The organism is Microbacterium sp. UBA3486, from assembly GCF_002377845.1.
Lineage (GTDB): Bacteria > Actinomycetota > Actinomycetes > Actinomycetales > Microbacteriaceae > Microbacterium > Microbacterium maritypicum_A.
In genome coordinates, this window is record NZ_DFQP01000035.1 from 16,348 (window position 1) to 37,877 (window position 21,530).

At 69.1% G+C, this 21,530-nt stretch carries 20 protein-coding genes; 9 read left to right on the plus strand and 11 right to left on the minus strand.

Annotated features, from left to right (window positions below):
* Nucleotides 1-59 precede the first annotated feature (59 nt).
* The gene (locus tag B2869_RS04185) at nucleotides 60-938 is read left to right on the plus strand and encodes a bifunctional methylenetetrahydrofolate dehydrogenase/methenyltetrahydrofolate cyclohydrolase (protein WP_021198834.1); all 879 of its coding nucleotides are present in this window, start codon (nucleotides 60-62) and stop codon (nucleotides 936-938) included.
* An 80-nt stretch (nucleotides 939-1,018) separates the two neighbouring features.
* Here the strand turns inward: B2869_RS04185 and B2869_RS04190 are convergent, their stop codons facing one another.
* From B2869_RS04190 to B2869_RS04230, 9 genes are all read right to left on the minus strand, one after another.
* Complete coding sequence (locus B2869_RS04190) at nucleotides 1,019-1,576, minus strand: hypothetical protein (protein WP_292763146.1); 558 nt, start codon at nucleotides 1,574-1,576, stop codon at nucleotides 1,019-1,021.
* A gap of 50 nt (nucleotides 1,577-1,626) precedes the next feature.
* On the minus strand, nucleotides 1,627-2,349 hold the full coding sequence (locus B2869_RS04195; RefSeq protein WP_292763148.1) for a DUF6882 domain-containing protein: 723 nt from the start codon (nucleotides 2,347-2,349) through the stop codon (nucleotides 1,627-1,629).
* A 38-nt stretch (nucleotides 2,350-2,387) separates the two neighbouring features.
* Nucleotides 2,388-3,617, minus strand: coding sequence for an MFS transporter (locus B2869_RS04200; protein ID WP_292763150.1), 1,230 nt, complete (start codon nucleotides 3,615-3,617; stop codon nucleotides 2,388-2,390).
* A 114-nt stretch (nucleotides 3,618-3,731) separates the two neighbouring features.
* Nucleotides 3,732-4,532: an HpcH/HpaI aldolase family protein gene (locus tag B2869_RS04205; protein ID WP_292763152.1), complete on the minus strand. Its 801-nt coding sequence runs from the start codon at nucleotides 4,530-4,532 to the stop codon at nucleotides 3,732-3,734.
* Entirely contained in the window at nucleotides 4,517-5,302 is a 786-nt protein-coding gene (locus B2869_RS04210) for a 2-keto-4-pentenoate hydratase (RefSeq protein WP_292763154.1), read from the minus strand. The genes B2869_RS04205 and B2869_RS04210 overlap by 16 nt, the downstream gene beginning before the upstream one ends.
* A gap of 10 nt (nucleotides 5,303-5,312) precedes the next feature.
* On the minus strand, nucleotides 5,313-6,476 hold the full coding sequence (hpaD, locus tag B2869_RS04215) for a 3,4-dihydroxyphenylacetate 2,3-dioxygenase (protein ID WP_292763156.1): 1,164 nt from the start codon (nucleotides 6,474-6,476) through the stop codon (nucleotides 5,313-5,315).
* 91 nt (nucleotides 6,477-6,567) lie between these two features.
* Nucleotides 6,568-8,064 (minus strand): 5-carboxymethyl-2-hydroxymuconate semialdehyde dehydrogenase, encoded by a 1,497-nt coding sequence (gene hpaE / locus B2869_RS04220; protein WP_292763158.1) that lies wholly within the window; start codon nucleotides 8,062-8,064, stop codon nucleotides 6,568-6,570.
* Entirely contained in the window at nucleotides 8,061-8,804 is a 744-nt protein-coding gene (locus B2869_RS04225; RefSeq protein ID WP_292763160.1) for a GntR family transcriptional regulator, read from the minus strand. Before B2869_RS04225 ends, hpaE begins: the two co-directional genes overlap by 4 nt.
* A complete protein-coding gene (locus B2869_RS04230) occupies nucleotides 8,801-10,285 on the minus strand; it encodes a fumarylacetoacetate hydrolase family protein (protein WP_292763162.1) in 1,485 nt (494 codons plus the stop codon). Before B2869_RS04230 ends, B2869_RS04225 begins: the two co-directional genes overlap by 4 nt.
* Nucleotides 10,286-10,438: 153 nt before the next feature.
* On the opposite strand from B2869_RS04230, the gene B2869_RS04235 reads away from it, so the two are divergent.
* Nucleotides 10,439-11,818 (plus strand): MFS transporter, encoded by a 1,380-nt coding sequence (locus B2869_RS04235; protein WP_021198824.1) that lies wholly within the window; start codon nucleotides 10,439-10,441, stop codon nucleotides 11,816-11,818.
* A gap of 105 nt (nucleotides 11,819-11,923) precedes the next feature.
* Here B2869_RS04235 and B2869_RS04240 read toward each other — a convergent pair whose 3' ends face one another.
* Nucleotides 11,924-12,634: an IclR family transcriptional regulator gene (locus tag B2869_RS04240; RefSeq protein WP_167253342.1), complete on the minus strand. Its 711-nt coding sequence runs from the start codon at nucleotides 12,632-12,634 to the stop codon at nucleotides 11,924-11,926.
* A gap of 159 nt (nucleotides 12,635-12,793) precedes the next feature.
* Between B2869_RS04240 and B2869_RS04245 the strand changes: the two genes are divergently transcribed.
* The 6 genes from B2869_RS04245 to B2869_RS04270 all read left to right on the plus strand — a co-directional run bounded on the left by B2869_RS04245 (nucleotide 12,794) and on the right by B2869_RS04270 (nucleotide 18,931).
* Nucleotides 12,794-14,665 (plus strand): FAD-dependent monooxygenase, encoded by a 1,872-nt coding sequence (locus B2869_RS04245; RefSeq protein WP_292763166.1) that lies wholly within the window; start codon nucleotides 12,794-12,796, stop codon nucleotides 14,663-14,665.
* Nucleotides 14,666-14,850: 185 nt separating this feature from the next.
* Nucleotides 14,851-15,825: an ABC transporter ATP-binding protein gene (locus B2869_RS04250; RefSeq protein WP_292763168.1), complete on the plus strand. Its 975-nt coding sequence runs from the start codon at nucleotides 14,851-14,853 to the stop codon at nucleotides 15,823-15,825.
* Between the two features lies 1 nt (nucleotide 15,826).
* Nucleotides 15,827-16,582, plus strand: coding sequence for an ABC transporter permease (locus tag B2869_RS04255; RefSeq protein WP_136025258.1), 756 nt, complete (start codon nucleotides 15,827-15,829; stop codon nucleotides 16,580-16,582).
* Between the two features lie 40 nt (nucleotides 16,583-16,622).
* The gene (locus B2869_RS04260) at nucleotides 16,623-17,816 is read left to right on the plus strand and encodes a sensor histidine kinase (RefSeq protein WP_292763170.1); all 1,194 of its coding nucleotides are present in this window, start codon (nucleotides 16,623-16,625) and stop codon (nucleotides 17,814-17,816) included.
* Nucleotides 17,813-18,442 (plus strand): response regulator, encoded by a 630-nt coding sequence (locus B2869_RS04265; RefSeq protein WP_373695399.1) that lies wholly within the window; start codon nucleotides 17,813-17,815, stop codon nucleotides 18,440-18,442. The genes B2869_RS04260 and B2869_RS04265 overlap by 4 nt, the downstream gene beginning before the upstream one ends.
* A 114-nt stretch (nucleotides 18,443-18,556) precedes the next feature.
* Nucleotides 18,557-18,931: a VOC family protein gene (locus B2869_RS04270; protein ID WP_292763172.1), complete on the plus strand. Its 375-nt coding sequence runs from the start codon at nucleotides 18,557-18,559 to the stop codon at nucleotides 18,929-18,931.
* Here the strand turns inward: B2869_RS04270 and B2869_RS04275 are convergent.
* Complete coding sequence (locus B2869_RS04275) at nucleotides 18,919-19,323, minus strand: VOC family protein (RefSeq protein WP_292763174.1); 405 nt, start codon at nucleotides 19,321-19,323, stop codon at nucleotides 18,919-18,921. The two genes, B2869_RS04270 and B2869_RS04275, sit on opposite strands and share 13 nt — an antisense overlap.
* Nucleotides 19,324-19,510: 187 nt before the next feature.
* On the opposite strand from B2869_RS04275, the gene B2869_RS04280 reads away from it, so the two are divergent.
* A complete protein-coding gene (locus B2869_RS04280; protein ID WP_292763176.1) occupies nucleotides 19,511-21,439 on the plus strand; it encodes an endonuclease/exonuclease/phosphatase family protein in 1,929 nt (642 codons plus the stop codon).
* Nucleotides 21,440-21,530: the final 91 nt, after the last annotated feature.

The window sequence follows — 21,530 nt, forward strand, 5'->3', positions numbered from 1 at the left end:
GAAGCCGTGCACTCGACAGGAAGCCGTGCACTCGGCGGTGACGACGTAAGGAAGACACCATGACCGCGAAGATCCTCGACGGGAAGGCGGCTTCGGCCGCGATCCGGGCCGAGCTCACCGAGCGCGTCGCCGCGCTGAAGAGCAAGGGGGTGACGCCCGGGATCGCCACCGTGCTCGTGGGCGCCGACCCGGCGTCGCAGCTGTACGTGGGTATGAAGCATCGGCAATCCGAGGCGATCGGGATGAACTCGATCCAGCGCGAGTTGCCGGCGGAAGCGACCCAGGCCGACGTCGAAGCGCTGATCGACGAGCTCAACGCCGACCCGGCCTGCCACGGTTACATCGTGCAGCTGCCGCTGCCGAAGCATCTGGACACCGACGCGATTCTCGAGCGGATCGACCCGGCCAAGGATGCCGACGGCCTGCACCCGACCAACCTCGGGCGCCTGGTGCTGAACGTCAACAGCCCGATCCACACGCCGCTGCCATGCACGCCGCGCGGGGTCATCGAACTGCTGTTGCGCAACGACTACGACCTCAAGGGCAAGCATGTCGTGGTGGTCGGGCGCGGCGTCACGATCGGACGCTCGATCGGACTGCTGCTCACCCGGCGCGACCTGAACGCCACGGTCACCCTCACGCACACCGGCACCGTCGACATGCCGCGCTACCTGCGTGAGGCCGACGTGATCGTTGCCGCGGCCGGCGTGAAGCACCTGATCCGCGCGGAAGACGTGAAGCCCGGCGCGGCCGTTCTCGACGTCGGTGTGACGCGCGAGACCGACGAGGAGACGGGGAAGAGCCTCGTGTTCGGCGACGTCGCCCCCGATGTCGCCGACGTGGCGGGCTACATCTCCCCGAACCCGGGAGGTGTCGGCCCGATGACGGTCGCGCTGCTCATGACCAACGTCGTGGAAGCGGCCGAACGGTCGCTCTGACGACGACCCTTCGCGCAGGAAAGGCGCCCTCCCGGTGACGGGAGGGCGCCTTTCCTCGTTCCGGGCGCGTACCGCCCGGATCAGCCCAGTTCGTCGAGCATCCGTCGCTGCTCGGGCGTCAGCCCGTCACGGAGCTCGTCGCGGGCGGCGCGGGTCTCCGGCGACTCCGGCGGCGCGGCGGGCGCGGAGGATGGGGCCTTCGCGCCTCCCTGCACGCGTGCCTGCACCGAATCGTAGATCTCGCCCGCCTTCGCCCGCAGTCGATCGTCGATCTGGTCGTAGATCATCCAGCCGAACAGCAGTGCGAGCGGCGGCAGCACGAACGCCCAGAAGCCGGAGGCACGCACGCCGCTCAGCCACACCGTGAGCACCCAGATGATGAGCTCGACGAGATACACCAGGACGTACTGCACGACCTTCTCGCCGGTCCTGGTGCGCTCGGCGGCCGACTTCGCGGCCGACGTGCGGAAGGCCCCGGCGAGCAGCGGCTTCACGAACAGGGCGGCGAGAGTCAGGATGACGGACGCCCACAGCGCGTTCAGACCGACCGACACACCGGGCAGCAGCAGGCCGATCAGCAGCAGCACGGCGACGTCGAACACGTAGAGCGCGGCGAACCGGACGATTCCGTTCTTCATGCGCCCAGAATCCCACACATCCAGGGCGGATCACCCCTGAGCGTGCCCGATCACCCCTGATTGTGCAGTGTGCTCTCGATCCCGCTGATGCGGGCCTGCTCGTCGAAGCGGAACGTCGCGGTTCCCGTGGCATCCGACACCGTCGCCCCGGAGAACGCCTCATCGGTCCAGGTGAGCGTCCAGCCCGCGAGGCGGGCGAGGTCCCAGACCGCCGTGCGTGCATCGGGCAGGACGGCGGCGGAGAGCACGCGGGGGAGCGCGATGACCGCATCGGCCACCGTGAGCGGCGCGAGCGGAGCGTCGAGCAGGAAGACCGCCCGCGTTCCGTTGCCGACCGGGGCGGAATAGTAGGGGGAACGCCCGGTGAGCTCCACCGCGACGCCGCCGACCGTGTGGGCCGCCTGGGCGATCCATTCGTCGTCGCCGGAGACCTCGGCGGGGAACGCGACCTCGGCGGTGGTGAGTTCGGCGATGCCGTGCTCATTGCCGTATGCGTGCAGCTGAGCGGCGACTCCCTGCGGGTCGCCGCTCGGGTGTGCCCAGGCCCACAGCAGCGACCGGGGTCCCGGTGCGATCGTCGCGATCAGGTGCGCGCGGGCCACGAGCTGGCGGGACGGATCGGCGTCGGCCGTGAAGGTCAGCGTGCCGGCAGCCAGGTCCGCGTCCCAGCGGTGCTCGCCGAGGGCATCGGCGGCGGCGGAGAGAGCATCCTGACGGAGTGCGACGAAGAGGGCGGCACGATCGGCGAGGGGCTGGAGCGCGGCGAAGGTCATGCCGACAGTCTCGCGGTCGATGCTATGAATCCGCTAGTTCACGCGGAGATCGTCGCGGCTTCCGGGCGTCCCATCCGCCAGACGCTCGGCACCATCAGGGTGGCCAGCGCGATCACCGCGTACACGGCACCCGAGGCGATGAGCACGGTCGCGGGGTCGGCATGCGTGATCAGCCAGCCGTACACGAGCGTGCCGATCGGCATCACGACGAAGCTGCCGAGCATGTCGTAGCTCGACACCCGGGAGAGCTTCTCGCCGGGGATGTTCTCCATCATCGCGAGGTTCCACCCCGTGCTGAAGACCTCGGCCCCCGCCCCCGCGATGAACGCGGCCATGGCGAGCAGGACCACCGCGGGGTGCACGCCCAGGATCGTCACGGGGATCGCGAAGGCGGCCATGCCGATCATGCCGTAGCGCAGCGGTCGTCGCAGCGGGAACCACATCAGCAGCAGCGTCATCAGCAGCACACCGGCGCCCTCGGCGCTCACGACCCAGCCCCATCCGGTGATGCCGAGCAGATCGTTGTTCTTCGCGATGTACGGGCCCACGACACCCCAGGCGCCGACGTGGATGGCGTTCATGACCATGAAGGCCAGCACGATCGTCCACAGCCACGAGCGACTCCAGAACTCCCGCCATCCGATGCGGAGGTCGTGGAACATCGTGGTGCCGCCCGCGTGCGACGGGGGAGGGAGCTTCACCAGGGCCAGCACCGGGATCGCGATCACCCATCCGGTCGCCTGCACGACCATCGCCCAGGCCGGGCCCGCGGTCGCCACCAGGATGCCCGCGATGATCGGGCCGCCGATGGTCACGGCTGAGCGCACGAAGGACAGCATCGCGTTCGCCTGCTGCAGATGCTCGGGAGTCGTGAGCTGCGGGATGATGCCCTGCATCGCCGGCAGCACGAACGCCGTCGAAGCGCCGTTGACGATCGAGAGCATCACGAGGAGCGGGATCGTGGCGTTGCCCGTGAACAGGAGCGCGGCGATCGTGCCGATCGACAGGATGTCGACCACATAGCAGGCCTGGATGATCAGCGCCCGGGGGAGTCGGTCGGCGATCACGCCGCCGAACAGCACGAACACGATGTTGCTCACCGTGAAGGCGGCGAGCACGAAGGACAGCGATCGCGCGTCGTTGTCGATCTCCAGGACCGCGAAGGCGAGGGCGATCGAGGACATCGACCCGGCGATCATCGTGATCGCCCGGGCGAGGAAGAACCAGCGGAAGTTGCGGTCCTGCATCGCGGCGAGCCCGCGGCTCACCTCACGACCTCGCTCCTGTGCACCCGGCTATCCTGCCACGGGCGGGAGTCCTTCGAATCGCGCAAACGGTTGCATCCAGGTCCTGGACACACCCACGTGCGCGATTCGAAAAGGTCAGTAGCTGGCGCGGGAGGAGTCGTCGGTGGCGATGAAGCGCGCGGCCAGAGCCTCGGACGCCCGTGCGAGCAGAGCGACATCCGCCCCGACGGCCACGAAGTCGGCACCGGCGGCGAAGTAGGCGTCGGCGGTTGCCGGGTCGAACGCGTTGACGCCGACGGCTTTACCTGCCGCCTTGACCGCGGCGAAGACCTTCTCGACGGCGGCCGTGACCTCGGGGTGGGTCTGCTGGCCGAGCAGGCCCATCGACGCGGACAGATCGGAAGGGCCGACGAAAACCGCGTCGACGCCGTCGACCGCGGCGATGTCGGCTGCGGCCTCGACGCCCGCCGCCGTCTCGATCTGCACCGTGAGCGAGATGTGCTGCGCCGATTCCTGCAGGTAGCGATCGACACGGTTCCAGCGCGCGCTGCGGGCGAGGGCGCTGCCCACTCCGCGCACGCCCTCGGGCGGGTAGCGGGTGGCCGCGACGGCGGCGCGGGCCTCGACTGCGGAGGAGACCATCGGCACGATCAGGTTCTGCGCTCCGAGGTCGAGGATCTGCTTGATCGCGACGGTGTCGTTCGACGGCACCCGCACGAGCGGGGCGATCGGGTACGCGGCGACGGCCTGGAGCTGCACGAGCACGGACTCGAGCGTGTTCGCCGAGTGCTCCATGTCGATCAGCAGCCAGTCCAGTCCCGACCCCGCGGCGACCTCGGCGAGCAGCGGGCTGCCGGAGCAGACCCACATGCCCACGAAGGGGCGATCGGAGTCCGCGATCTGCTCGCGGAACGAAGGGGCTAGACGAAGCGGCATGCGATTGTTCCCATCGGTCCGTAATCGCACAGCACCTCGTCGCCACGCGACACCCACATCGGGCGTGTGAACGATCCTGCCAGGATGATCTCTCCAGCCTCGAGACGCGCGCCGTGCTGATGGAACTTGTTCGCGAGCCACGCGACCCCGGTGGCCGGGTGACCGAGCACCCCGGCGGCGACACCGGTCTCCTCGATCTCGCCGTTGCGGGAGAGGACACCGGGAACCCAGCGCAGGTCGATCTCATCGGGGCGCTTGTGCACGGTGCCGAGCACCATCGCGCCGTACGCCGCGTTGTCGCTGATCGTGTCGACGATCGTGCGGCCCTCGAGCTCGATGTGCGAGTTCAGGACCTCGAGCGCGGGGACGGCGTAGCCGATCGCCGCGAGAGCATCGTCGAGGGTGCAGTCGGGGCCCTCGAGCGGGGTCTTCAGCACGAAGGCCAGCTCGACCTCGATGCGCACGTTCGAGAAGTGGTCGACCGGGATCTCGGCTCCCGAGTCGTAGACCGTGTCGTCGAACATCACCCCGTAGTCCGGCTCGGTGATGCCCGTGGCCTGCTGCATCGCCTTCGAGGTCAATCCGATCTTGCGACCGACGAGTCGACGGCCCGCGGCGATCTGCGAGTCGCGCCAGACCCCCTGGATCGCGTAGGAGTCCTCGACCGTGGCCTCCGGGTACCGAGCCGTGATGCGCGGGATCACGGAGTGCGTGCGGTCGGCCTGCGCGAGTTCCGCCGCGATCTGCGTGATCGTCTCTGCTGACAGCATCCGTGCCCCCTTAGAGCTGGTGGCCCAGCTTGTACTCGCCCTGCTTGTACTCGGGCATGTCCTTGTCGTCGTCCGCACGCGTGTACGAGAAACCATCGGCGCCGATCGTGACCGCCATCTCGGAGTCGTCGGTACGGGCCACGACCGGCTGCGGGTTGCCGTCGAGGTCGAGGACCAGCGAGGCATCCGTGTACCAGGACGGGACGACGGGGTTGCCCCACCAGTCGCGACGCTGGTTGTCATGGACGTCCCACGTGATGACCGGGTTGTCGGGGTCGCCCGTGTAGTAGTCCTGCGTGTACACCTCGACGCGGTGGCCGTCGGGGTCGCGCAGGTAGAGGTAGAAGGCGTTCGAGACGCCGTGACGCCCGGGGCCGCGCTCGATCGAGTCGGAGCGGCGGAGCGCGCCGAGCTTGTCGCAGATCGCGAGGATGTTGTGCTTCTCGTGGGTCGCGAAGCACACGTGGTGCATGCGGGGGCCGTCGCCGCCGGTCATGGCCGTGTCGTGCACCGTGGGCTTGCGGCGCATCCAGGCGGCGTAGACGGTGCCCTCATCGTCCTGGATGTCCTCCGTGACGCGGAATCCGAGATCCTGCATGAACCCCACGGCCCGCGGCACATCGGGGGTGACCTGGTTGAAGTGGTCCAGCCGCACAAGCTCGCCGGGGATGTGCAGGTCGTAGCGCCACGACATCCGCTCGACGTGCTCGGTCGCGTAGAAGAACTCGTAGGGGAAGCCGAGCGGGTCGACGACGCGCACCGAGTCGCCGATGCCCGTGACGAAGCCGTCCTCGTTCCGGCGGACATCGCAGCCCAGCTCGGTGTAGAACTCGACGGCGCGGTCCAGGTCTTCCGGCGTGCGGACCCGGTACGAGAAGGCGGCCACGGCGGCGATCGGTCCCTTGCGCAGCACCAGATTGTGGTGGATGAACTCCTCGGTCGAGCGCAGGTAGATCGCCTCGTCGTCCTCCGCGGTCACGTACAGGCCCAGGATGTCGACGTAGAACTGCCGCGAGGCCGCGAGGTCGGTGACCACGAGCTCCATGTACGCGCACCGGAGGATGTCCGGCGGCGAGCTCTGCGGCGTCGCGATGGGGTTCTCGGAGCGGATCGGCGCCTCCTGGGAGACGTAGAAGCCGGAGGAGGTCAGGGTCATGTCGTCGCGGTGTGTCATGTCAGCGTCCTTGCGTGAGGTTCCGGTCGCACTCTCTGTCGCATCCGCGTCGGTGGGGCGGCGGAGAGTGCGACCGGAACGAGACAGTGGGTCAGTTCTTGCCGAAGGTCGGGTTATGGGCGGGCCCGAGCGTGATGTGCACGCTCTGCTGGTCGGTGTAGAAGTCGATCGAGCGGTAGCCGCCCTCATGACCGAGACCCGAGGCCTTCACGCCGCCGAACGGGGTGCGGAGGTCGCGCACGTTGTTGCTGTTCAGCCACACCATGCCGGCCTCGACCGACTGCGCGAAGTTGTGCGCCCGCTTGAGGTCGTTGGTCCAGATGTAGGCGGCGAGTCCGTACTTGGTGTTGTTCGCGAGCGACAGCGCCTCCTCGTCGGAGTCGAACGGCGTGATCGCGACGACGGGTCCGAAGATCTCCTCCTGGAAGATCCGGGCGTCGGGGGAGACGTCGGCGAACACGGTCGGCGCGACGAAGTTGCCCTCCTCGAAACCCTCGGGACGACCGCCGCCGGCGACGAGGCGGCCCTCGGTCTTGCCGATCTCGACGTAGCTCATCACCTTCTCGTAGTGCTCGGGGTGAACGAGGGCACCGACCTCCGTGGCGGGGTCGTGCGGGTAGCCGACCTTGACGCGCTTCGCCTGAGCGGCGTAGCGCTCGACGAACTCCTCGTAGATCGAGCGCTCGACGAGGATGCGGGATCCGGCCGTGCAGCGCTCGCCGTTGAGGGAGAAGACGCCGAAGATCGTGGCGTCCACGGCGGCCTCGAGGTCGGCGTCGGCGAAGACCACGGCGGGCGACTTGCCACCGAGTTCCATCGACAGCCCCTTGAGGAACGGTGCGGCGTTGCCGAAGATGAGCTGTCCGGTCGAGCTCTCACCCGTGAAGGAGATGAGCGGCACGTCGGGGTGCTTCACGAGCGCGTCGCCCGCGTCTTCGCCGAGGCCGTTCACGAGGTTGAAGACGCCCTTCGGCAGCCCCGCCTCCTCGAAGATGCCTGCCCAGAGGGAAGCGGAGAGCGGCGTGAACTCGGCAGGCTTCAGCACGACCGTGTTGCCGGTCGCGAGCGCGGGACCGAGCTTCCACGACTCGAGCATGAAGGGCGTGTTCCACGGCGTGATGAGCCCGGCGACGCCGATCGGCTTGCGGTTGACGTAGTTCATCTGGCGCCCTGGCACCTTGAAGGCGTCGTCGGACTGCGCGACGATCAGGTCGGCGAAGAAGCGGAAGTTCTCGGCGGCGCGACGGGCCTGACCCAGTGCCTGCGTGATCGGGAGGCCGGAGTCGTACGACTCGAGCTCGGCCAGACGCGCATCGCGCGACTCGACGATGTCGGCGATCTTGTGCAGCACCCGCGACCGCTCGCGGGGGAGCATGCGCGGCCAGGGGCCCTCGTCGAACGCGCGCTTCGCGGCGGCGACGGCGAGCTCGATGTCGGCCTTCTTGCCCGCTGCGGCCGTCGTGTACGCCTGGTTGGTGACCGGGTCGAGCACGTCGAACGTGTCTCCATCGACGGAGTCGACGAATGCGCCGTCGATGTAGTGCTGGATGTGGTCGGGGAGGTCGGCGGGGATGCGCGAATCGGTCATGAGAATTCTCCGGTCGTCTGGTCGGAAGTCGTCTGGTCGGAAGTCGTCTGGTCGGAAGTCGTCTGGTCGGAAGTCGTCTGGGTGGAACGGGCGTGCAGCGCGTCGAGGAACGCGTCCATGGTGCGCCAGCGGTGGTTGCGGGCGGCGAGTTCGATCTCGAGAGGGTCGGCACCCGCGCGGATGAGATCGAGGATCTCGGTGTGCTCCTCGACCGAGTGCTGGGCGCGTCCGGGGATCGACGCGAACGTCGTGTCGCGGATGCCGGAGAGCCGCGACCAGCCGCGGTGCACGAGATCGAGCAGATGCGGGTTGGGGCACGGCTCGAACAGCACCGAATGGAACTGGCGGTTGAGCTCGGTGAAGGCGTGGGCGTCGAGTTGGTCGAGCATCTGCGCCATTCGCTCGTTGATGCGGGTGGCCTCATCGAGGGCGGCGTCGTCGAGAAGGGGAGCGGAGAGCGCGGTGGCGCAGCCTTCGACGAGGCCGAGCGTCTGCATGGTGTGGGCGTACTCGCTCTCGTCGACGAGGGTCACGCGTGCGCCGACGTTGCGCTCGAACGTCACGAGTCCTTCGGCTTCGAGGCGGCGGATGGCTTCGCGCACCGGGACGACGCTCATCTGGAGGTCGTCCGCGATGGATCCCAGCACCAGACGATATCCAGGGCTGAACATATGACCCGTGATGCGGGAGCGGAGCCACTCGTAGGCCACCTCGGACTTGCTGGCCGCCGTCGTGGTCATCGTGCGCTCCGATCGCCGGCGCTCCGGTCCGAGATGGCCTCCTCGTAGCGGGCGCGCCACTCGGCGTTCAGAGGGAACAGCCCGTCGACGGGGTGGCCGGCGGCCACCTGCTCGGCGATCCAGGCGTCTTCGATCTCCTGCGCGACGGCGCTCGCCGCGACCTCGACGGCCAGAGCCGGGGGGATGACGATCACGCCGTCGCTGTCGCCGACGATGATGTCGCCCGGTTGCACGGTCGCGCCGCCGCAGGAGATCGTGACGTCCACATCCCATGGCACGTGCTTGCGGCCGAGAACGGACGGATGCGCGCCCTGGGAGAACACGGGGAGACCGATCTCGGCCACGGCGTCGAAGTCGCGGACGCCCCCGTCGGTGACGACTCCGGCCGCTCCGCGGACCTTCGCGCGCAGGGCGAGGATGTCGCCGAGGGTGCCGGTCGTGGCATCCTCTCGGGCTTCGATCACGATGATCTCGCCCTCTTCCACGGCGTCGAACGCGCGCTTCTGGGCGTTGTAGCCGCCGCCGTGGGAGGCGAAGAGGTCTTCGCGGAACGCCACGAAGCGCAGCGTCTTCGCGGTGCCGACGATCTTGCTGCCGGGGATGTTCACGGACACGCCGTCGATGAAGCAGGAGTGGTGTCCACGCTTGCGGAGCTGCGCCGACAGACCGGCCGTCGGCGCCTCGAGGAGCTGGGCGCGCAGTTCGGGGGAGAGCCCGTGCGTCTTCTCGAGGGGAGGCAGGCCTGCCTCCTCGCGAGAGCCCCACGCTTCTGTACGCTGCAGGTCGTCGACGGCGGGGAGCGATCCGAGGTCGCCGTCGAAGGGCGTCTCGCCCTGCGTGACGGTGGTGATGAGACGGCCCGAGGTCGGAGCGCCGGGGGCCTCCGGGGCATCCACCTCGACCTCGACGACGTCGCCAGGGACGATGACCGAAGAACCGGCGGGAGTGCCGGTGAGGATCACATCGCCGGGCTCGAGCGTGAAGTGCTGGGACAGGTCGGCCACGAGCTGCGCGAGCGGGAAGATGAGGCCGGCGGTGGTGTCCTCCTGACGGAGCTCTCCGTTCACCCAGGCGCGCACCCGGAGGGCGGCTGGGTCGACCGTGCGGGCGTCGATGAGGTCGGGGCCGAGCGGCGTGTATCCGTCGCCGCCCTTGGAGCGGACGTTCGAGCCCTTGTCGTTCGCGCGCAGGTCGTACAGGCCGAGATCGTTCGAGGCGGTGACCCAGCCGACGTGGTCCCAGGCGTCGTCGAGCGAGACCCGGCGGGCGGGAGTGCCGATCACGAGAGCGATCTCGCCCTCGAAGGCGAGCAGCTCGGTGCCGGCGGGGCGCTCGACGGTGCCACCGGAGACGCCGACCGAGCTGGCCGGCTTGAAGAAGTAGGAAGGGGAGGCAGGGCGCCTGCCGCGCTGGTCGGCGCGCGAGGCATAGCTCAGGTGGATCGCGATGATCTTGCCGGGGCGGGTGATGGGGGCCGTCACGGGGCGCCTCCTTGCGCTCGTCTGCGATGTCGTGCGTGACGCCTTGTGCGTCGTATTCGAAATCATATATCATCGGTTCACCCCTCGGCAAGCACTTCGGATCCGCTCCGCTGCACGCCGTGACAATGCGGTCACAACCAAAGGAGACACCCCATGAGTGGGCAGTCACAGGCTGGGTTCACGCCCACCGGAACCATCGCGACAGCGGCCGATCGGCGCCGTGTCGTGTTCGCCACCGTCGTCGGCACCACGGTCGAGTGGTACGACTTCTTCATCTACGCGACGGCCGTCGGGCTCGTGTTCGGTCAGCTCTTCTTCGCCCCGCTCGGCGAGAACAGCGCCCTGATCGGCTTCGCCACGGTCGGCGTCAGCTTCCTGTTCCGTCCCCTCGGCGCCTTCCTCGCCGGCCACTACGGCGACAAGCTCGGGCGCAAGGCCGTACTGATGTGGACGCTGATCCTGATGGGGGCGGCCACCGCCCTCATCGGCATCCTGCCCACCTACGAGACCATCGGACTGATGGCGCCGATCCTGCTGGTGCTGCTGCGCATCGTGCAGGGCATCTCGGCAGGCGGTGAGTGGGGCGGTGCCGTGCTGATGGCCGTCGAGCATGCGCCCCGCAAGAAGCGCGGCATCTTCGGCGCGTCCCCGCAGATCGGCGTGCCTCTCGGCCTCCTGCTCGCCTCCGGTGTGATGGCGCTCATGACGGTGATCGCCCCCGGCGACCAGTTCCTCGCGTGGGGCTGGCGTGTGCCATTCCTGCTCAGCGTGGTGCTGATCCTCGTCGGGTACTACGTGCGCCGCAAGGTCGAGGAGAGCCCGGTCTTCACCGAGCTCGCCGCGCGCAAGGAGAAGGCGCGGATGCCGATCGCGCAGCTGTTCCGCAAGCATCTGCTGCTCGTGATCATCGCCGCGTTCGTGTTCGCCGGCAACAACGCCGTGGGCTACATGACCACGGGCGGATACATCCAGGGGTACGCCACGGACCCCGCCGGCCCCATCGGCCTCGAGCGCGGCCCCGTGCTCTGGGCGGTCGCCGGATCTGCGGTCACCTGGCTGCTCACCACGCTCCTCGCGGGGTGGTTGTCCGACCGCATCGGCCGCCGCACGACGTACATCGTCGGCTGGGCGCTGCAGCTGGTCGGCGTGTTCACGCTGTTCCCGCTGGTCAACACCGGCGAGATCGGCCTGCTGTTCGCCGGGTTGGCGATCCTCACGATCGGCCTCGGATTCACCTACGGTCCGCAGGCGGCGCTGTACGCCGAGCTGTTCCCCGCGAGCATCCGGTTCTCCGGTGTCTCGATCTCGTACGCGATCGGCGCCATCGCCGGCGGTGCGTTCGCCCCGACGATCGCGACGGCCATCGTGAAGGCGACCGGCTCGACGGGGGCCGTCACCTGGTATCTGGCCGGAATGACCGTACTGGGTCTCGTCGCGACCCTGCTGCTCCGCGACCGCTCGGGCATCCCGCTCGGACCGGATCATGAGGAGGAGCAGTCCGTCAGCCCGATCTACGGACTCGCCAAGGCCTGATCCCGCGCGGATGGCATGACGTGCTCCCGTCGCGCTTCCTGTCGTCTGCCATACGGCGACGACAGGAACCGCGGCGGGAGCTTCGTCTCGAGGGCTGCGCGCGCGTCAGCCGTCGAGAGCGTCGCGGATGTCGGACGCCGCCTGTCGGAGTCGCGCGGCGATCTCGGCATCGTCGAGGTCTGTTGCCACGTGCACGACGGCGATCGCGGCCGGGCGCTGTCCGCGCAGGGTGAGCGGGACCGCGACGGACTGGACGGTGGGGATGACCTCGTCGTGGCTCGTCGCATAGCCGCGGGCACGCGCCGCATCGACGTCGGCAGGAAGCGATGCGGGAACCTCCTCCGGCCACTCCGCGACCGGCACCTGCGCGAGGATCGCTTTCCCGGGGGCGCCGACCGACACCGGGTGCCGGGCGCCGGGGCGTTGGGCGACGCTCGCGACCGCGTGCCGAGGCTCGACGCTGGCCAGCGTGATGCACTCGGTGCCGTCGAGGACGGCGAGGAAGCATGTCATGCCGAGTTCGTTGGCGATCGCCGTGAGCTCGGGAAGCGCCTCGGCCTGCAGGTCGTGCGCGACCCCGGCCGCGAGTGCTGCCATGCGCGCCCCGAGATTCACGGCTCCGGAGGCGTCGCGCGTGACCAGCCCGTGGTCTTCGAGCGTGCGCAGCAGACGATACGCGATCGAGCGGTGCACACCGAGACGGGACGCGATCTCGTCGATCGTCAGGGGGCCACGGGCATCGGCGAGTACCTCGAGGATGCGGATGCCGCGACTGAGAGTCTGGGAGGCGGGCGAGGGGATCGTGCTGTCGGGCATGCGGGTGCTCCCTTGCGATCGCGGACGGCGCGGTTTAGGCTGTGTTCAATAGTAGAACGTTGTGTTCGAATATAGAACACCACGGCGTCGGGTGCAAGACCCGATGAGCCACATCCGACAGACACACCCGACGATGACGTCCGGAAGGAATCGACGACGATGCAGTTCCACCACCACGGCTACGTCTCCGCTGACCCGCGCGTGCAGGGCGCCGCAGGCATCGGGGTCGCCCGGCCCGCCGACCTCCCCGACGAGATCGATGTGCTCATCGTCGGGTCGGGGCCTGCGGGGATGCTGCTCGCCGCCCAGATGGCGCAGTATCCCGACATCTCCACCCGCATCATCGAGAAGCGCGACGGGCGCCTTCCGCTCGGCCAGGCCGACGGCATCCAGCCGCGCAGTGTCGAGACGTTCCAGGCGTTCGGTTTCGCCGAGCGGATCATCGCCGAGGCGTACAACATCGGCTGGATGAACTTCTGGGGTCCGAACCCGGACAAGCGCGACGAGATCGTCCGCACCTCGCGCACCTCCGACTACGCCTACGACATCTGCGAGTTCCCGCACCTCATCGTCAACCAGGCCCGCGTGCTCGACTACTTCGCCGAGGCCGCGGCGAACGGGCCCGGCCGGATCGTGCCCGACTACGGGGTCGAGTTCACCGGCCTCACGGTGCACGACGAGGGGGAGTACCCCGTCGAGGTCGGCATCCGCTACGTCGCGGGGGAGCGCTCGGGCGAGGAGCGGACCATCCGTGCCAAGTTCGTCGTCGGCTGCGACGGCGCCCGCAGCGGTGTGCGTCAGGCGATCGGCCGCACGCACGTGGGCGCCTCGGCCGCGCACGCCTGGGGTGTCATGGACGTGCTCGTCAACACCGACTTCCCGGACTGGCGCACCAAGTGCGCGATCAACTCCGAGGCGGGCAACATCCTGCACATCCCGCGGGAGGGCGGATACCTCTCGCGCATGTACATCGACCTGGGCGAGGTCGCAGACGACGATGACCACCGCGTACGGCAGACGCCGATCGAGGAGATCATCCGCCGCGCGAACGAGATCCTGCACCCGTACACACTCGATGTCCGCGAGGTCGCCTGGCACAGCGTGTACGAAGTCGGTCACCGGGTCACCGACGGCTTCGACGACGTGATCGACGGTTCGGGACGCACGCCCCGGGTGTTCCTCACCGGCGACGCATGCCACACGCACAGCGCCAAGGCGGGCCAGGGCATGAACGTGTCGATGCAGGACGGCTTCAACCTCGGGTGGAAGCTCGGCTCGGTGCTCTCGGGCCGTGCCCCGGAAGCCCTGCTGGCCACGTACGGTGCCGAGCGGCGGCCCGTGGCGCAGCAGCTGATCGACTTCGACCGCGAGTGGTCGAGCCTGATGGCGCGGAAGCCCGAGGAGATCTCCGACCCCAACGAGCTGGCGACCTACTACCTCGCCACGGCAGAGTTCCCGTCGGGGTTCATGACGCAGTACACCTCGTCGATGATCACCGGAACCGACCGGCACCAGGATCTGGCCGTGGGTTTCCCGCTCGGGAAGCGCTTCAAGTCCGCCGAGGTCGTGCGCGTGGGCGACGGCAACGTCGTGCACCTCGGGCACCACGCGAAGGCCGACGGCCGCTGGCGCGTGTACGCGTTCGGCGACCGCACCGGTGAAGGGCTCGCCACATGGGCGGAGGCGGCCGAGCCGCTGTTCGCGCGCTTCACGCCGGAGGACGCCGACGTCGATGCCGTCTTCGATGTCAAGGCGGTCTATCAGCAGCCGTTCGAAGAGGTCGAGATCACCTCGGCTCCCGCGCTGTTCCAGCCGAAGACCGGGCCGCTCGGACTGACCGACTGGGAGAAGGTGTACGCGGCGGGCCCCAGCAAGTGGACCGAGACCGACATCTTCGCCGCGCGCGAGTTGTCGCGCGACGGCGTGGTGGTCGTGGTGCGGCCAGACCAGTACGTGGCAGCGATCCTGCCGCTGTATGACACGACCGAGCTGGCCGACTTCCTCGAGGGGGCGCTGCTTCCGGCGCGTTGAGGTCCCGGGCTCCGCTCCGCGTCGGGCGGAGATCCCCTCGACGGGCGGAGCGTCGGCCCCGGTCGTTCCGCCCGAGGGTGAGTTCTCCTCCCGGGGCTGCGGGGCGCCTGGACATGACACGTGTCACGTCCAGGAGATGACACCGCCCTCCGGCGCCACCGCCCGCCTCGGACGAGGCTGGAGGCATGAACAACTCCTTCGTGGACGGGACGGCGACGCGGGCCTCCGCTCGACCGGTAACCGCCGCCCCGACCGATGAACCCGTGGTGCTCGAGCTGAGCGCCGTGAGACGACACTTCGGCACGGGCGACCGCCGGGTGCAGGCTGTCGACGGGGTCGACCTGTCGATCCGACGTGGCGAGGTCGTCGCGCTGCTGGGACCGAACGGTGCGGGCAAGACCACCACGCTCGACATGCTTCTCGGGCTCACCGAGCCCAGCAGCGGCACCGTGCGGGTGCTCGGGACGACACCGCAGCGCGCCACTTCCAGCGGTTCGATCGGGGCGGTGCTGCAGACCGGGGGCCTGCTCGGCGACCTGACCGTCGGAGAGACGGTGCGGCTGATCGCTTCTCTCCACGGTGCCGACGCCCTCGACCGGGTGGACGATGTCATGGCCCGCGCCGACCTGGAGCATCTCGCCCGCCGAAGGGTCTCGAAGTGCTCCGGTGGTGAGCAGCAGCGCGTGAAGTTCGCGCTCGCGATGGTGTCCGACCCCGACATCCTGGTGCTCGACGAGCCCACGGCGGGAATGGACGTCACAGCCCGGCGGCGCTTCTGGGATGTCATGCGGGCGGATGCGGATGCCGGGCGCACGATCGTCTTCGCCACCCACTATCTCGAGGAGGCCGAGCAGTTCGCACGCCGCACCGTGGTGATGCATCGCGGGACGGTCGTCGCCGACGCCCCCACCGCGTTGCTGCGCGCCAGCCTCGGAGAGCGGACCGTCTCGGCGACGGTCGACGAAGACGCGGATGCGCTCGTCGCCCTGCTGAGCGCGGCCGATGGTGTCGCCGGCGTGCGGCTCGACGGCGATCGACTCAGCCTGCGCACCGCTGACTCCGACGCCGCCGCCCGCATCCTGCTCGACAACGGTGCCCATGACCTGGAGATCGCCGCGCCCACCCTCGAGACCGCCTTCACGGCACTGACGGAGAACTGACATGCTCGTCTCACCCACCATGCTGCGCATCGAAGGCCTCCGCCAGCTGCGCAACCCCTATACGCTCGCGTTCACTCTGGCGATGCCGGTCGCGATGTACCTGCTGTTCGGTGCCGGAATGGGCTATGGCTCGCTCTCTGCCGGTCACGGGAACGTCTCCTTCTACGTGATGACCTCGATGGCGGCCTATGGCACGGCGGTCGCCATGAGCTCGCTCACGTCGCTCGCCGCGACGGAGGCCAAGCAGGGGTGGGGACGCCAGCTCGCGATGACCCCGCTCACGACGGCCGGATACGCGGTGACGAAGCTGCTCACCGCGGTCGCCTTCGCGGCGCTGGCATTGGTGGCGGTGTTCACCGCCGGGATGATGACCGGTGCCGAGGCGGAAGACGCCTGGCGCTGGGTCGCGACGGCGGGCATCATCCTCGGGATCGGCCTCATGTACGGACTCTTCGGTCTCGGCGTCGGACTGTTCTTCAGCTCCGACTCGGCAGCGGCCCTCGCCTCGATCTCGATGACGTTCTTCGCGTTCTTCGGCAACGTGTTCATGCCGCTCGACGGTGTGATGCTCGACATCGCGCGCTTCACCCCCCTGTACGGCTTCGTCGCCCTGAGCCGGTGGCCCCTCACCGACGGGACGCTCACGACGGGACAGACCGATCCGCTCTGGATGCTGTTCCTCAACGTCGCCGTCTGGCTCCTGCTGTTCGCCCTCCTCGTCATGATGGGGATGAAGCGCTCCCGGGCGCGGCAGTAGCGGCCCCGACGGCGGCACAGGGCGACAGTAGGTTGGACGGATGACGCGACACACGAACCCGGAGAGTCCAGAGACGCCAGGGTCCGCCCGCGAGGCCGCGTCGTTCGCGGCGGCGGGCGCGGCCCCGGCGGCATGGGCGGCTTCCGGAGCGCGCAGCGCTACGGGGAAGGACCCGTGGGCGCGGTTCGGCTGGCTGATGGCCGTGATCTGGCTCGTGTTCCTCGTCTATCCGGTGATCGCGCTGCTGCGCTCGGAAGCGCCGGTCCCGTGGGTCGTGGTGGGGTGGGCTGCACTGGTCGCGTTCGTCGTGCTGTACGTCACCGGTTTCATGCACGGGATGCGGGGCGGCGGCGGACTGGGTCGCGCACCCTCGCGGAGGCAGTGGATCACGTTCGTCGCACTGATCGGGTGCGTCGTGATCTCGATCCCGGCGGAGGGAGGATCCGCGCTCAGCTTCCTGCCGTTCCTCATGTCGTTCGCCTCCTACGGGCTGACGCGCCTGTGGCACTGGATCACGACGATCGCCGCGGTCACGGTGACGGCGTTGTGCGTCTTCCTGCTTCCTGGGGGGATCAGCTATCTGTCCGTGCTCGCGATCGTGGCGCTGCTCGGCGTGGTCAACACGGTGTCGACGTGGCTCATCCTGCGTTCGGCGGAGGCGGAGAGGCTCGGCCTCGAGCTGGCGACGAGCGAGGGGCGTGAAGCGGTGGCCCGCGACGTGCACGACCTGATCGGGCACTCGCTGACCGTCGTCGGGCTCAAGGCGCAGCTGGTGCGGCGGCTGATGGACTCCGATCCCGAACGGGCCAAGGCCGAGCTGGCCGACATCGAACGGCTCACGGCGGAGGCGATCGCGGGCGTCCGCTCGACGGTGGCCGGCGCGCGGGGGACCACGCTCGTGGAGCAGCTCGCCTCTTCTCGCGACTCGTTCCGCGCGGCGGACATCGCTCTGCAGGTCGAGGGGGAGCCGAGCGCGCTGTCGCCGGTGCAGGCGATCACCGCGAGCTGGATCCTCCGCGAGGCGACCACGAACACGCTCCGGCATTCTCGTGCTCGAACGGTTCGGGTGAGGTTGCTCCCCGGACGCCTGGTGGTGGAGGACGACGGAGTGGGTGTCGGCCTGGTGGAAGGCAACGGCATCCGCGGGATGCGTGAACGCGCGGCGGCGGCCGGTGCGTCGTTCGTCCTGGGGCCCGTCGGCGACGCGGGCACACGCGTGGAGGTGACCTGGTGAACGCATCGAGCCGCGACATCGGCATCCGCTTGCTGATCGCCGACGATCAGGCTCTCGTGCGGGGCGCGCTCGGGGCGTTGCTCGAGTTGGAGCCCGACCTCACCGTGGTCGGCATGGCCTCGGACGGGGCGGAAGCCGTGCGGCTCGCGGAGGAGCTGCGACCGGACGTGTGTCTCATGGACATCCAGATGCCCGGGGTGGACGGAATCGATGCGACGCGGCGCATCCGTGAGGTGAGCACGGGGACGCGCATCCTCGTCGTGACGACGTTCGCGCGTCCCGGCTACCTGCGCTCCGCTCTGGACGCCGGTGCCAGCGGCTTCATCGTGAAGGACACCCCCGCCGAGGAACTGGCCGAGGCGGTGCGACGCGTGCAGTCCGGACTGCGTGTCCTCGATCCGGCGCTCGCCGCAGACAGCCTGTTCGACGGTGCGAACCCCCTGAGCGATCGGGAACGACAGGTGCTGCGACTCGCCGTGGACGGCCGTTCCGCCGCGATGATCGCCGCCGAGGTGTTCCTGTCAGCGGGAACCGTGCGCAACCACCTCTCCGCGGCGATCGGGAAGACCGGGGCGGCGAACCGTGCGCAGGCGGTGCGGATCGCCCTCGACAAAGGGTGGATCTGAGGGGCGGTTCGCTCACTGTCGAATGTCGCTGGTCGAATGTCGCTGGTCGAATGTCGGTGCTCACGCGTACCGTTGGCGGCGACGGGCGACGGCGCCCGACAGGAGGAGCACCTGATGGACTGGAAGATCGAACTCATCTTCGTGCCGGTCACCGACGTGGACCGCTCGAAGGCCTTCTACGAGAAGATCGGCTTCAACGCCGATTGGGACCAGACGCCCACCGAGGGGCTGCGCTTCGTGCAGATGACGCCACCGGGGTCGGCATGCTCGATCGCGTTCGGCACCGGCCTGGGCATCGACCTCGAGCCGGGCAGCCAGAACTCGATCCAGGTCGTGGTCCCGGATGCCGATGAGGCGCTCGCCCACCTGCAGGGTCTGGGCGTCTCCGCCCGCGGGGTGCAGGAGCTGGACTGGGGGCGGTTTGTGTCGTTCGACGACCCGGACGGCAACTCCTGGACGCTGCAGCAGCTCCCCGACTACGGAGCGTAGGGCCCGGCGTCGGCGACGATCTCGATCTTGAAGCCGGAGGCGTTCTCGAGCCACCCGGCGTAGTGCCGGTCGCCGCCGGCGTGCGGATAGCGGTCGGCGTAGAGCGGATCCCAGCCGTGGGCGGGTGCTTGCGCCATGAGCGCATCGACGGCAGCGCGCGCACCGCCGTGGAACGCGAGATGGTTGAGTCCGGGACGTCGGCGGTCGTGCGTCGGGCCCGACAGATTCGGAGACGTCGTGAGAGTGAGGTAGGCGCTGTCGGCGACCCACGATTCACCGCCGGGCCATTCGCTGTCGAGCGTGAAACCGAGGCGCTGCAGGATCCAGCGCCATTCCGCGCGTACCGCGTCGAGATCGGCGATCCACAGTTCGACGTGATGGAAACCGGGCATGGTCCGAGTCTGCCAGGGGAGAGCTGGCGGAGCGGACGATGCCCGTGGTGGTTCGAACCTCCCGCGACGACGCTCCGGCAGCCGTTCTCCGTGGCACCCGCCACCGGCATTCACCTCGAGGTCACGAGCCGGTCATCCGACGCCCGTACCGTCGCGACGGACCGCGCTTCGAAAGGACCTCCTCGCAATGACCTCCCCCTCCCTGCCGAAGCGAGGACGACTCGCTCTCCTCGGCGCCGCCATCGCTCTCGCCGGAATCCTCGTGGCCCCGCCCGCGCATGCGGCGGACGGATCGCTCGCGGTCGACTCCCCGAGCATCGCGATCGACGAAACCGTGACCTTCACGTTCGATGCCGGCACGGCTGTTCACGACCGCAACTGGATCGGGATCTATCGCGACGGCGTGGTGCCCGGTGGTCCGGCGTCCCTGGACTGGCGATACGTACCCACCGCGGCGGGTGAAGTCACCTGGAACCCTTCGACGCGTGAGGGGTGGACCCGCAACTCGTCGACGATGGGAGCGGGGGAGTACGACGTCTATCTCCTCGAGGACGACGGCTACAACGTGCTCGCCGGACCCATCGACCTCACCGTCACGGACGATGACGCCGAGCCGCCCGTCACGCCTGCTGAGCCGAAGCCGGAGATCGAGGGGAAGAGCGGCCTCAACGTGCTGACGTTCAATGTGTGGCACGGCGGCACGCAGGTCGCCGACGGGGCACGGCAGATCGCCGACATCATCACGCAGACCGATGCCGATGTGACGTTCCTGCCCGAGGTGGGTCAGGCTCCCGCCCAGGTCGCGGCACTGCTCGGGTACCAGCACCTCACTGCGACCGACACCGGCATCGTCTCGCGGTATCCGATCCTCTCGACCGACACGGTCGGGCGCTGGTGGTCGAAAGCGGTGCTCGATGTGAACGGCTCCGAGGTGGTCGTCTACGGCGGTCACCTGGAGTACCGCTGGTACACGACCTACCTTCCGCGGGGATACGGCGGCGAGGTCCTCGGCGACTGGCCGGCCGGCTGGAACACCTGGAACAAGCTCGGCGCTCCCGTGACCGATGTCGAGGCGATCCTGAAGGCGAACGAGCAGTCCGGCCGCCCCGCTGCGGCTGCGGATCTCGTCGCCGACATCGACGCCGAGCGAGCGGCGGGACGACTCGCCATCGTGGGCGGAGACTTCAACGAACCACCCTCGCAGGACTGGACGGCTGCCACCGCCGGTCTCTTCGATCACAACGGCGTCGTCGTCCCCTGGCAGACGACGCAGACGCTGCTCGACGGGGGACTGATCGACGCCTTCCGCACGGTGCACCCCGACCCCGTGGCGAACCCGGGCTTCACCTGGCCTTCGGACAACCCCCTGTTCCCCACGTCATCGCTCACCTGGGCGCCGGAAGCGGATGAGCGCGACCGTATCGACTACATCTTCGCGACGCCGGACCGGCGGCTCTCGATCGACGGAGCGGCCGTGGTCGGCCCACAGTCGACCATCGTGCGCAACGCCCGCGTCGTCGACGACAGCGCCGATGAGATCTTCACTCCGGATGCCGTCTGGCCCTCCGATCACAAGGCGGTCCTGGCGAACTTCACGGTCTGCGACGAGGGGTGCGCGAAGCCCGAGCCCGAGCCCGAGCCCGAGCAGCCGAACGTGCAGCTCGGCGCGGCCTCGGTCGCTGCCGGAAGCGACGTCACGATCTCGGGTACCGATTTCCCCGCCGCGACCGCGCTGCGGATCGAGCTGCGTTCGACTCCGATGCCGCTCGGGACGGCGACGACGGATGCGTCGGGCGCGTTCCGTGCGACCGTCACCGTTCCCGCGGACGCATCCCCCGGGGCTCACAGCATCGTCGTCATCGACCCCGATGGTGCGGAGACGACCGTCGCGCTCACCGTGACCGCTTCTATCGGTGGCGAATCGCCAGGGGGTACCCCGGGCGGCGCACCCGGCACCGGGGGAGCCGCAGCCCCCGGATCCGGGTCCGGGACGGTGAAGGGTGACAGCCTCGCCACGACCGGCGCCGACAGCACGCCGTTGCTCCTCGGCGGAGCGCTGCTGCTCGGCGTGGGCCTGGGCCTCGTCGTGTGGCGACGGCGTCGGCGTCACGGTTGATCCGACGGGCGGTGCCGGCCCGGCCTCGGCGGCGTGCCGGCATCGCCCGATCCCGATCCCGATTCCGATCCCGATTGCGGACCGGATGCGC

Bases quoted from the DNA above. Each gene is read 5' to 3' on its own strand.
- B2869_RS04185 (WP_021198834.1), top strand. From the start codon at position 60: ATGACCGCGAAGATCCTCGACGGGAAGGCGGCTTCGGCCGCGATCCGG.
- B2869_RS04190 (WP_292763146.1), bottom strand. From the start codon at position 1,576: ATGAAGAACGGAATCGTCCGGTTCGCCGCGCTCTACGTGTTCGACGTC.
- B2869_RS04195 (WP_292763148.1), bottom strand. From the start codon at position 2,349: ATGACCTTCGCCGCGCTCCAGCCCCTCGCCGATCGTGCCGCCCTCTTC.
- B2869_RS04205 (WP_292763152.1), bottom strand. From the start codon at position 4,532: ATGCCGCTTCGTCTAGCCCCTTCGTTCCGCGAGCAGATCGCGGACTCC.
- B2869_RS04210 (WP_292763154.1), bottom strand. From the start codon at position 5,302: ATGCTGTCAGCAGAGACGATCACGCAGATCGCGGCGGAACTCGCGCAG.
- hpaD (WP_292763156.1), bottom strand. From the start codon at position 6,476: ATGACACACCGCGACGACATGACCCTGACCTCCTCCGGCTTCTACGTC.
- hpaE (WP_292763158.1), bottom strand. From the start codon at position 8,064: ATGACCGATTCGCGCATCCCCGCCGACCTCCCCGACCACATCCAGCAC.
- B2869_RS04225 (WP_292763160.1), bottom strand. From the start codon at position 8,804: ATGACCACGACGGCGGCCAGCAAGTCCGAGGTGGCCTACGAGTGGCTC.
- B2869_RS04235 (WP_021198824.1), top strand. From the start codon at position 10,439: ATGAGTGGGCAGTCACAGGCTGGGTTCACGCCCACCGGAACCATCGCG.
- B2869_RS04240 (WP_167253342.1), bottom strand. From the start codon at position 12,634: ATGCCCGACAGCACGATCCCCTCGCCCGCCTCCCAGACTCTCAGTCGC.
- B2869_RS04245 (WP_292763166.1), top strand. From the start codon at position 12,794: ATGCAGTTCCACCACCACGGCTACGTCTCCGCTGACCCGCGCGTGCAG.
- B2869_RS04250 (WP_292763168.1), top strand. From the start codon at position 14,851: ATGAACAACTCCTTCGTGGACGGGACGGCGACGCGGGCCTCCGCTCGA.
- B2869_RS04255 (WP_136025258.1), top strand. From the start codon at position 15,827: ATGCTCGTCTCACCCACCATGCTGCGCATCGAAGGCCTCCGCCAGCTG.
- B2869_RS04260 (WP_292763170.1), top strand. From the start codon at position 16,623: ATGACGCGACACACGAACCCGGAGAGTCCAGAGACGCCAGGGTCCGCC.
- B2869_RS04270 (WP_292763172.1), top strand. From the start codon at position 18,557: ATGGACTGGAAGATCGAACTCATCTTCGTGCCGGTCACCGACGTGGAC.
- B2869_RS04275 (WP_292763174.1), bottom strand. From the start codon at position 19,323: ATGCCCGGTTTCCATCACGTCGAACTGTGGATCGCCGATCTCGACGCG.
- B2869_RS04280 (WP_292763176.1), top strand. From the start codon at position 19,511: ATGACCTCCCCCTCCCTGCCGAAGCGAGGACGACTCGCTCTCCTCGGC.